The organism is Streptomyces sp. NPDC005899 (assembly GCF_040629645.1).
In the GTDB taxonomy this organism is placed as follows: domain Bacteria; phylum Actinomycetota; class Actinomycetes; order Streptomycetales; family Streptomycetaceae; genus Streptomyces.
The window spans coordinates 1-9,977 of record NZ_JBEXWB010000239.1 but is presented as its reverse complement, the minus strand read 5'-3'; the positions used below and the strand labels follow the sequence as shown (position 1 = coordinate 9,977).

Sequence of the window (9,977 nt, the reverse complement as noted above, 5' to 3'; positions counted from 1 at the left end):
TCCAGAGGGGCCGTCGCGTCCAGCCCGGCCCGCAGGGACGCCGCCACCACCGTGGCGGCGAGTCGCCGCGCGGCCCTGTCGACGGCGCGCGGGTCACCGCCTCGCACCGCGTGCGACGCGTCGAGGAGCCAGCTGCGGGCGTAGGGGTGGGCCAGCACCTCGTCCAGCGCGCCGGCGCCCTCCGGCGTCCGCTCGGTCTCCGCCACCAGCGCCCAGGACTCGTCCCAGCGCGTCAGGCCCCGGCCCCCGAGCTCGGCGTGCAGTGCCGCCAGCAGCGTGAGGTTGAGGCTCTGCTCGGCCCGGAGCAGCTCGGCGGCCCCCGCGACGGCCGGGGAGCCGGCCCGCACGGCCGTGCGCTCCTCGACGCCTTTCACCAGCGCCTCGAGGTCGGCGCAGTACACCGACGGGTTGTCGAAGCCGTTCGCCGCCCGGTAGCGGTGCGTGTAGAGCCCTCCGCCGCACGAACGTACGACGGGGCAGGTGCGGCAGGTCGCGCTGACTCCCGCGAGACCGAGCTGCCGTGACCTGACGCCGGGGTGGGCGGCGACCTCGTCGAAGGTGTGGCGGAACACGTCGAACCCGGTGGCCGCCGCGCCTTCGTAGGCGCTCTTCAGCGAGTCGACCTGTTCCAGGGAGCCGTCCGTCTCGACGACGACCAGGTCGGTGGGGGCCAGCCCGAGGGACTCGGTGAGGCTGGGGCCGCCGCTCAGGGTGGAGAGGACGGAGGAGAACATCCGCACGGGCAGCCGTTGCCCCCGCTCCGTCCAGCGGTCGAAGACCGCGAGGAGCCAGCTCGCGTAGGCGACGGGCGACCCGTCCGGTCGCGGCGGGGGTTCTTCCCAGGTGGCGTGCGGCAGCAGGAAGTCGATCCGGGGAGGGTCGAGGTCCGCGAGTGCGTCGTAGACGGCGACCGGGTCGTTGCGGACGTCGATCGTGCACAGCAGTCCGAGATCCAGGTGCCGGTAGCGTTCCTGGTGCAGCAGCTCCACCGCCCGCAGGACCAGGGGGTGGCTGGTGCGCCCGTCGGCGTAGAGGCGGTGCCGGTCGTTGGCCGCGCGGTCGCCGTCCAGCGAGATGCCGACCCTGACACCGAACTCGTCGAAGAGGTCCAGATACCGGGGGCTGAGCTGGACGCCGTTGGTGTGGATCCTGAGGTCCAGCTCAGCGATACCTCGTAACGCCGACGTGAGCTCCTCACAGACACGGCGCAGACGCGCGGTCCCGGCCAGGAGCGGCTCGCCTCCGTGCAGGATCACTGCCACCGAATCGAGCGCATGCCGTTCGGCATGCTCGGCCAATCGTCGAGCTGTCCATGAAATAGCTTCGTCGGAGATGGACTTAGGACGGGTACGCCAGCTCTGATCTGCGTGTTCATAGATATAGCAATGGTCGCAGGCAAGATCACATCGACTGTGCACCTTGAGCACGATCTCGCGAAAAGGGACCAGGGGTCCTGTCATTCCGCCAGTCTAGCCGCGCCGGACAACCTGTCGGCCTGGCCGTGCCTGCCGGTTTCCGCCTGTGTGCCGCAGCGCCGGGCCCCTCCTCAGAGAGCCGAACTGAAGGTGGAGATCCGGGTCGAGCGACCGGTGGTGGCACCGAATACCCGGCCGAGCTTCCTGGAGGCTTCGGTTCCGCGTGTGTCGATCTGCGCGAGGGGCACGCGGCTCTTCTTCGCGATGGCGAAGGAGGGGGAGGTTTCGTAGGTCTTCACGGCCGTCCTTGGTGGATTGGTTCCGGACACTGGGTACCTGCCGGCACCTGCGTATTCACAGTGTCCGGCGGCATGACTTTACTCGCCCCGCAGCCCTCCGCACACGCGACCGTGACAGGAAATCCTGTGTTTACGCCGAATTGTGCGGACAGAAATGCTTTCGCTGTGTGGCCCACCCGGGTGGTACCCGGTCCTCCGGGCCGGGGCCGGAAATCGGCATCCGGCGTACTCCGGCGGCAGCCGGCCCCCGGTTCGCCTCGCCGGCCGGCCGATCCGGCCCGCCGGCCCCCCGCGCCGATCCCTCCCGCGGTCCGCCTCGCCGGTCCCTCCCGCCGGCCGGCCACGCGAGGAGGCCACGCCCCCGCTGTCAGTCGAGCGGGGCGCGGGCGAGTGCTCTGGCGCCTTTCATGCAGTCACCGATGCGTTCGTGGCTGTCGCCCACGACGTCCGTCACCCGCACGCGCAGATAGAGCGCGTCGACCCTCTCCACGAACCTCCTCGAGAAGGCCCCGGCCAGCACCGTCTCGTAGCCGGCGGTGCCCACCAGGGGGAATCCCCTGCCGAACCGGACCAACTGGAAGTCGTCGGCGACGGTCAGTCCGGCCGCGGTCAGTTGGCTCACGGCCTCGGAGACGTCCACCCACGGCCCGTCGCCCCCGGGGGACGTGCCCGCCAGGACCACCCGGCAGTCCCAGGAGTCGATCGCCGCGATGTGCTGGCCGCCGTTGAGTATGCCCACGCGCCAGGCGTGCGCGTCCCCCTCGAGGTGTCCCTGCACCCAGGACGACCGCCAGCCGAGGTAGGGCCGCACGGTACGGGCGTACTGGGCCCGGGCCAGGACGGCGCCGGCCGCGACCGCCAGCAGGCTCCCCAGCACGTCCGCGTCCAGCAGCTGGAGCCGCCACGGCCACTCGGTCCGCGCTCCGGCGGTCACGTTCGCCCGGACCGCCTCCCAGACCAGGACGAGCGTCAGGACGCACAGCAGCACCAGCGGGGCGGTGAACAGCAACGGGCTCCGGCGCACCCTCCGCTGGACGTCGGAGGGCGGCGCGGCACCGCTCCGGCCTGGGTCCTCCACCTGGTCTCCCCCCACCGAGGAGCGGAGCTCCGGCGCGGCACCCCCGGAGCCGGCGCCCCCGCTCACCTACGACGTCGCGCGATTTTCCCACAGCCCGCGGCCTCGCACGAGGGTGCCGACGCACCCGTGCGCCGACGCCGGTGGTCCCAGGCGCCATTGCAGTCGACGGGTACGCGACCTACTCTCGTGGCCCCCGGACGGGGGTAGTGCTCACAACTGCAGACGGGGGTGCACATGTCGGCGATACCCGGGCCGCTCCAGTCCATGGTCTTCCGCAGCGAGGACCTGCCCGCACTCTTCCACCACACGGACGCCGTCGCCGTCGCGCGCCAGCGCGAGGCGGTCAACACCACCCGTGGCCAACTGGCCCTCCTCGTCGCCGGTACGGTGCCTGCCGCCCTGCCCTGGCACATCGAGGTGGCGGGCGACGTCCGGCTGCTGGACGGGCTGGCGGTACTGGCCTACCTCGGTGTCCTGATCACGACGTACCTGGCCTCGCGGCGCAAAGCGAAGTCGCATTGGCAACTCAACCGCTCCGCGGCCGAGTTCATCAAGTCGAACTGCTGGCGCTACGCGGTGCACGGCTCGCCCTTCGACACCGGCACCCTGCATCCGGAGGCGGTGTTCGCCAACCGGCTGGAGGAGGGTCTGCAGGAGTTGCGGAAGGTGGGCTGGGCGGACCCCCGGGACAAGGTGGCGGACGCGGCTGAGGGGCTGATCACCACCTCGATGCGGGAGTTACGGGGCAGGGCGTTCACCGTGCGCAAGGAGACCTACATCCGGGACCGGCTCATCGAGCAGCGGCGCTGGTACCGCAGGCGCAGGCAGGTGGCCCGGCGCGGCGCCCTCGTCTGGGCGAGCACCGTCGCCGTACTGACGCTGCCGGCTCTGGTCCTCGCCGTGCTGCAGACCTTCGGGTCCGCCGGCTCCTTCGCGCTCACGGGGACGTTCTCCGCCGCGGCGGCGGCCTGCCTCGCCTGGAACGAGAAGCGCCGCCATCATCCGCTGGTGTCCGCGCACTCGCTGGTGGAGGAGGACCTGGAGAACATGCAGGCCGCCATGGAGACCACGCTCACCGAGCGGCAGTGGGCGGCGGCCGTCTTCGAGACCGAGCGGATCGTCTCCCCCGAGCACACGGACTGGCTGGCCAGGCACCGCATGTGAGGGGACGCCGGCCCGGGCACCGCGCGTGAGGCGGCGCCGGCCCGGTCCGGACGGAGGGCGCTAGTCCCGCTCCACGCCGTCCCGCCAGATCACGGTCACGGGCCGGCCCAGCCTCCGGGCGTACGTCACGATGTCGCCGGTGCCGCCGAGGCCCCGTGCGGGGCGGCCGTCCCAGACCGCGAGCAGGCGGTCGCAGTGGTCGGCGATGTAGGCGCCCGCCGCGTAGTAGGCCTCGTCCGTGGAGTGGGGGAAGTCCAGCCGGACCTCGCGGACGGCCCGGGCCTTGAGCGTGCGGTAGCGCGCGAGCTCGGCCCCCCGGGCGAAGCCCGCCTCGTAGTCGCCGCTGGGGATGACGGCGGTGAGCTCGGCACCGTGCGCCAGCGCGAGATCGGCGAAGAGCTGGTCGGCCCCCACCGCCAGGCTGGAGAGCGCCTCCAGGGAGCCTTCGGCCGCGCACAGGGCCGCCCGCATCCCCTCCAGGACGTGCGCGTGGGCCTCCTGGGGGATGGATCGGTGACCGGTCACTCCGATGCGTCTCACGGACCTGGAACCCCCTGGGTGTCTGCGGGGGCCAGGAGGGACGGCCCTCCGGACGTGCACAGCGCCCGCCCCCGTGGTGCCTCTGCGACCGGCCGTTGCGCCATCTTCTCAACAGCCGCGGGCCGTAGGGGAGCCCCCGCCGGGAATCGGCGGGGGCTCACGGGAGTGCGCGGGGGCCGGTGCCGTACGCGCTGACGTCGTACGCGCTCCGCAGCTCCCCGGCCGGCACCTCGGTGGCCGCGCCGGGGCGCCGGCGGGCCGGGGGCCGCGGTCAGGCGTCCAGGCGGTGGCGCTCCCCCGCCGGGACCGCGGCCGGGAGGGTGTTGCCGGGCGGCGGGAACGGGCAGATGAAGTGGTCGGCGAAGGCACAGGGCGGCAGCAGCGCGCGGTTGAAGTCGACGTTCACCCGGCCGTCCCCGTCGGGGGCGTCCGGCCGCAGGAAGCGGAAGCGGTAACTGCTGTCCCCGCTGGTGGCATCGGCGAAGACGGCCCAGAGCGAACCGTCGGGCTCCACCGCGACCTGGAGGGTGTGCTCGACACCGCCCAGGGCGAAGGCGATCTCGCCGCCGAGACCCAGCCCGCGCTCCCGCCCGTCGGCGTTCCCGACCCGGACCGTCCGTTCGGCACCGTACGGCCGGAAGACCCCGTCCAGGTCCCAGTCCGGGTCGTACGGCGTCGCCTCGATGGTCCTGAAGCGGTGCCTGGCCGGTGACTGCGGGTCGAAGTCCCGCACGGCCCACAGGCCTTCGCGGCTCAGGACCACCAGCCGCCGGTCGCCCCACGCCACCCGCGACGCGCCGATCGGCCCGCGGTCGGCGGTGAGCCGGGCGACGCCGTCCAGGGGCTCTCCGTCGAGGGTCAGACCGTCCTGCGCCCTGGCGGTGAGCACGACCTCGCCGTCCTCCTCCCGCCACAGTCCGGGAACGTCCGGGATGCGCCCCTCCGGGTGGTCGGAGAGCCAGTGGGTGCCGGTCAGGGCGAGCGGGCCGTGCGGTGCGGCGACCGCGGCGATCCGTTGCTCGTGCCAGCGCCGCCATTCCCGGAGGTCCTCGCCGTCTGGGCCGTCCTGCTGTGCGTCCGTGCTCATGAGCTCAACCTTTCCATACGGGCTCCGCCAGCCCGAGGTGTGACCGCAGGGTGGACCCCGGGTAGGCGGAGCGGAGGATTCCGCGTTCCCGCAGGAGCGGGACGACGCGGTCGACGAAGTCGTCGAGGCCGCCCGGGGTCAGGTGGGGTACCAGGACGAAGCCGTCGGCGGCGTCTGCGGACAGGTGCGCCTCCAGGGCGGTGGCGACCGTCCTGGGGGACCCGACGAACGACTGGCGCGCCGTGGCCGCGATGACGGTCCGGCGGATCGAGAGCCCTCCGGCCTCGGACAGGGCGCGCCACCTGGCGGCCACGGCCAGGGGGTCGGCGATCCTCACCCGCCCCTGCGCGAGGCCCGTGTCGGGGACCGGGTCGTCGGCGGGGAGGGGGCCGTCGGCGTCGTAGGAGGACAGGTCGCGGCCCCAGACCTGTTCGAGGGCGAGGATGGCGTTCTGGGGGGAGACCTGCCGGCGGCGGATCTCGGCCGCCCTCTCGTGCGCCTCCGCGTCGGTGTCACCGAGGACGACGGTGACACCCGGCATGATCTTCAGGTCGCCGGGGGCTCTGCCGTACCGCGCGAGCCGGCCCTTGACGTCGGCGTAGAACGCCTGCCCGGCCTCCAGGGTGCCGTGCCGGGTGAAGACGACGTCGGCCGCCGAGGCGGCGAACTCGCGGCCCTCCTCGGAGTCCCCCGCCTGGATGACGACGGGGTGTCCCTGCGGGGAGCGGGGCACGGAGAACTCGCCGGAGACGTCGAAGTGCCGGCCCCTGTGCGCGAACGGCCGCGGGACGCCCTCCGGCGTCCAGGAGTCCCACAACCGCCGCGCCACGGAGACGAACTCCGCGGCCCTGGTGTAGCGGTCCGCCCGGTCGAGGTAGCCGCCGCGCCGGAAGTTCTCCCCGGTGAAGGCGTCGGACGAGGTGACGACGTTCCAGGCCGCGCGACCCGCGCTGAGGTGGTCGAGCGTGGCGAGGCGGCGGGCGAGTTCGTAGGGCTCGTTGAAGGTGGTGTTGACCGTGGCGGCGAGGCCGAGGCGGTCGGTGACGGCGGCCAGGGCGTTCAGGACGGTGAGCGACTCGGGGCGGCCCACCACGTCCAGGTCGTGGATGCGGCCTTTGTGCTCGCGCAGCCGCAGCCCCTCCGCCAGGAAGAGGAAGTCGAACGTGCCGCGCTCCGCGGTGCGGGCGAGGTGTTCGAAGGAGCCGAAGTCGATCTGGCTGGCGGAGCGCGGGTCCGTCCACACGGTGGTGCTGTTGACGCCCGGGAAGTGGGCGGCGAGGTGCATCTGTCTCATCGGGTGGCCGCCTCGGTGGACCTGCGCGCGAGCGCGTACCGATTCGCCGGACGGGGCAGGCCGAGGTGCTCGCGGAGCGTGCCCCCGGGGTAGAAGGTGCGGAAGAGGCTGCGGTGCTGGAGGAGGGCCACGGTGCCGTTGACGATCCTTTCGAGGTCGCGGGCCGGGGTGAGGGGCGTGAGGTGGAAGCCGTCCACCGCCCCGGCCCGGTACCAGCGGGTGACGAGTTCGGCCAGGTCGACCGGGCCGCCGCGGAAGTACGTGCCCCGTCCGGCGAGCTGGGGGCCGCTCACGAGTCCGGGTTCGGGGGCCGTCTCGGCGTCCCCCAGGTCGACGGTGAGCGCGACGAGCACCCGCAGGGCGTCCGGGTCCCGTCCGTGGGCCGTGGCCGCGCGGCGGATCTCCTCGCGGAGCGCGGCGGCCTGTTCGGGCGACGAGGCCCGGACGTACACCACGTCGGCGTGGCGCGCCGCGGTCTCCCGGGCGGGGCCCGTGGTGGCGTCGACGACGGTGACCGGTCTGCCCTGCGGGGGCCGGGGCACGACGGCCGGGCCCCGCACGGAGAAGGTGCTGCCCTCGAAGTCGACGTGGTGCACCTTGTCGCGGTCGATGAACCGGCCGGTCGCGACGTCCCGGATCTCCGCGTCGTCCTCCCAGCTGTCCCAGAGCCGGGCTGCGACGTCGGCCACCTCGCCCGCCTCCCGCCAGAGGGCCGCCGGGGGCGCGGCCGGGCGCCTGCCGAACAACCGGGCCTCGGCCTCGGTGGTGGACACGTGGGCGTGCCAGCCGGCCCGGCCCCGGCTGACCCAGTCGAGGGTGGCGACGGCCGACGAGACGTGGAAGGGCTCCGTGTGGGTGGTGGTCACGGTCGGTACGAGTCCGATCCGGCCGGTCCGCGGAGCGACGTGGGCGAGCACGGCCGCGGCGTCGGGCCCGGGCCGGGCGAAGGAGTCGGCCAGGGTGACGAAGTCGAGCGTGCCCCGCTCGGCGAGGCGGGCGAGCGCGATGTGGGAGGCGGCGTCGTAGCGCGGGGGGCCGCCGATCTCGGCGGCCAGGTGGAGGGGCCTGATGGCAGTCATGGATACCTCGGTCGGTGTCGCGGGCGGGGGCTGCCGGACGCGGAGGCACGTCACAGGGCCTGGGGGAAGGGCGCGGGGTGATCCCGGGGACGGGCGCCCGGGTGCCTCCGGGCCTGCGTGCGGGTGTCGCCGGTCAGGGGCCGCGGGTCCCCGGACAGCGGGCGTGGGCGCGTGCGGTGGTCAGCACTGCGGCCTCGTACCGGCCGTGCGCAGGAAGGCGAGGGCCGCGCGGGCGGTGGCGTCGTTCTGCCGGAAGGCCGGCCCGCCGGTGCGGGGCCGGGTGAACGCGCCGCCGCCCCGGGCCGTGGTGTGGGGGCCGAGGGCGAAGCGCCGGGGGTGGGGTGCGCCGTCCCGGTCGAGGACGCGGCCGTCGGCGGGGTCGGTGCGGAGCAGGCCCGCGCCGGTACCGGACGCCCCGTCCTCGTACAGTGCGCGCAGCAGCGGGCTGCGCGTCCGGTGCAGGGACGGGTCCGGCAGCCGGGCCTCGACCAGTGCCGTGGCGGTGACGTGCTCCCCGGGGACGGTGGCGCTGCCGGCCCGGAAGAGCCCCAGCTCCTCGTCCGCCTCGACGGTCATCCCGGCGCCGAGGAAGCGGACCACCCCGGCCCGGGACAGGGCGAGGAGGCTGCGCAGGCGCGGTCCCGGGGGGCCCGAGGCCAGGTAGCTGAAGAAGCCGTGCCAGTGGCCACCGGGGTCGCCCACGCGGGCCAGTTGGCCGTAGGCGGAGAGCAGGCCGAGGAAGACGGCGAGGTCGGGACTCTGCTCGGGGTCGTGGCGGCGTTCGAGGTCGGCGGTGATGTAGGCGCGCAGGCCGTCCTGGAGGCTGTCGAAGGAGGCGTGGCGCACTCCGTCCAGCGGCCGGTCCAGGGCCTCGACGTCGATGCGGTCGGCGGGGTCGGGAACGGCCTCGGCGATCAGGGCCTGAAGTTCGGGGCTCCCCTGGTCCGCGGCGGCGTACTTCTCCGCGAAGTCGGCGTAGGCGACGGCGGTGCGCTCGGGGTGGGCGCTGAACAGCCGGTGGTAGTGGGCGTGTCCGAGCTCCTTGACGACCATGGGCCACAGGTCGCGCCGGAAGTCCGCCGTACCGCGCTCCGCGAGCAGCGCGTCCACCTGGGCCGGCCCGAAGTGGTGGGGCAGGGGCGGGCCTTCGCCCTCCAACGGGTAGCCGATCTTGGAGTGGTACGGGACACCGCGCCGCGATCCGACGTGGAGCACGGGTTCCCTGCCGGAGGGGATGTAGGTGCCGTTCTCGTACCGGCCGCCGCGGCCCTCGGTGAGCAGCACCATCAGGTCGACGAAGGCCAGGCCGAACCCGCGCACGATGACGGGCCGGCCCGCGGGCAGCGCGTCGAGGTCGCTGTCGGCGGTGAAGTCCGGTGGGAGGTGGACGAGTCCGTGCCGGGCGGCGAAGGACGACAGCTCCCGCTGCTCCGCCTCGGGTTCGGCGTCGAGGTGGCCGAGGGTGAGGACGACGAGGTCGGCGAGGAGGGGTGCGGTGCGGCCGTCGAGCCAGACGCGCTGGCGGCCGTCCCGGGGTCCCGAGACGTGCCGGGCCGAGGTGCGGTGCTCGTGCACGGTGATGCCCGGTGGCAGCGTGGCGACGGCCTGTTCGTGGACCCAGCGCAGGTAGGCGCTCTGGAGCCGGCGGCTCGGGAAGTCCCGGGGCCCGAGCGTGCGGATCTCCTCCAGCACGGCGGGGGCGGCGTCGACGGTCATCCGCCCTCGTGCCACGTCCCGCGCCCAGGCGTCCAGGGCGGGCCCAGGCCGTACGGGGCCGTCCATGCGCACCGTGTCGTCGGTGAACATGGTGACGTCCTCGGCCATGGAGTTCATCCGGAGCAGGGCGGACTGGTCCTGCCTCCAGATCCGGCCGCCGCCGGGCGGGTACGGGTCGACGAGGTGGATGTCCAGTCGCCGGTCCCCGTAGAGCTCACCGGCGTTGGCGGCTATGCGCTCGATGACTCCGGTGCCGCGGGGGCCGCCACCGATGACGACGAGCGAGGGCACGCCGCTCATCGGCT

9 protein-coding genes are annotated in these 9,977 nt (G+C 73.9%); 1 reads left to right on the top strand and 8 read right to left on the bottom strand.

Annotated elements, in window-relative coordinates:
• The 3 genes from ABZ371_RS23125 to ABZ371_RS23115 all read right to left on the bottom strand — a co-directional run.
• The coding region (locus tag ABZ371_RS23125; protein ID WP_358682802.1) for an FxsB family cyclophane-forming radical SAM/SPASM peptide maturase at positions 1-1,460 on the bottom strand (1,460 nt) is incomplete at its 3' end.
• Between the two features lie 86 nt (positions 1,461-1,546).
• A complete protein-coding gene (gene fxsA, locus ABZ371_RS23120; RefSeq protein ID WP_358682800.1) occupies positions 1,547-1,714 on the bottom strand; it encodes an FxSxx-COOH cyclophane-containing RiPP peptide in 168 nt (55 codons plus the stop codon).
• 367 nt (positions 1,715-2,081) lie between these two features.
• Complete coding sequence (locus ABZ371_RS23115) at positions 2,082-2,792, bottom strand: hypothetical protein (RefSeq protein WP_358682798.1); 711 nt, start codon at positions 2,790-2,792, stop codon at positions 2,082-2,084.
• Between the two features lie 234 nt (positions 2,793-3,026).
• Here ABZ371_RS23115 and ABZ371_RS23110 point away from each other — a divergent pair, with 234 nt between their 5' ends.
• The gene (locus tag ABZ371_RS23110; protein WP_358682796.1) at positions 3,027-3,956 is read left to right on the top strand and encodes a DUF4231 domain-containing protein; all 930 of its coding nucleotides are present in this window, start codon (positions 3,027-3,029) and stop codon (positions 3,954-3,956) included.
• Between the two features lie 60 nt (positions 3,957-4,016).
• Here ABZ371_RS23110 and ABZ371_RS23105 read toward each other — a convergent pair whose 3' ends face one another.
• The 5 genes from ABZ371_RS23105 to ABZ371_RS23085 all read right to left on the bottom strand — a co-directional run bounded on the left by ABZ371_RS23105 (position 4,017) and on the right by ABZ371_RS23085 (position 9,972).
• Positions 4,017-4,496: a hypothetical protein gene (locus ABZ371_RS23105; RefSeq protein ID WP_358682794.1), complete on the bottom strand. Its 480-nt coding sequence runs from the start codon at positions 4,494-4,496 to the stop codon at positions 4,017-4,019.
• A gap of 271 nt (positions 4,497-4,767) precedes the next feature.
• Positions 4,768-5,583 carry a DUF1684 domain-containing protein gene (locus ABZ371_RS23100; RefSeq protein ID WP_358682792.1) on the bottom strand — a complete coding sequence of 272 codons (816 nt, stop codon included), beginning with the start codon at positions 5,581-5,583 and terminating at the stop codon, positions 4,768-4,770.
• A gap of 4 nt (positions 5,584-5,587) precedes the next feature.
• Positions 5,588-6,877, bottom strand: coding sequence for an NtaA/DmoA family FMN-dependent monooxygenase (locus ABZ371_RS23095; protein WP_358682790.1), 1,290 nt, complete (start codon positions 6,875-6,877; stop codon positions 5,588-5,590).
• On the bottom strand, positions 6,874-7,956 hold the full coding sequence (locus ABZ371_RS23090) for an LLM class flavin-dependent oxidoreductase (protein WP_358682788.1): 1,083 nt from the start codon (positions 7,954-7,956) through the stop codon (positions 6,874-6,876). The genes ABZ371_RS23095 and ABZ371_RS23090 overlap by 4 nt, the downstream gene beginning before the upstream one ends.
• A gap of 180 nt (positions 7,957-8,136) precedes the next feature.
• Complete coding sequence (locus ABZ371_RS23085; RefSeq protein ID WP_358682804.1) at positions 8,137-9,972, bottom strand: FAD/NAD(P)-binding protein; 1,836 nt, start codon at positions 9,970-9,972, stop codon at positions 8,137-8,139.
• Between the last annotated feature and the right edge of the window lie 5 nt (positions 9,973-9,977).

What these genes read in the sequence shown, in the direction of transcription:
- ABZ371_RS23110 (WP_358682796.1), top strand. Translation starts at nt 3,027, where the DNA reads ATGTCGGCGATACCCGGGCCGCTCCAGTCCATGGTCTTCCGCAGCGAG.
- ABZ371_RS23100 (WP_358682792.1), bottom strand. Translation starts at nt 5,583, where the DNA reads ATGAGCACGGACGCACAGCAGGACGGCCCAGACGGCGAGGACCTCCGG.
- ABZ371_RS23095 (WP_358682790.1), bottom strand. Translation starts at nt 6,877, where the DNA reads ATGAGACAGATGCACCTCGCCGCCCACTTCCCGGGCGTCAACAGCACC.
- ABZ371_RS23090 (WP_358682788.1), bottom strand. Translation starts at nt 7,956, where the DNA reads ATGACTGCCATCAGGCCCCTCCACCTGGCCGCCGAGATCGGCGGCCCC.
- ABZ371_RS23085 (WP_358682804.1), bottom strand. Translation starts at nt 9,972, where the DNA reads ATGAGCGGCGTGCCCTCGCTCGTCGTCATCGGTGGCGGCCCCCGCGGC.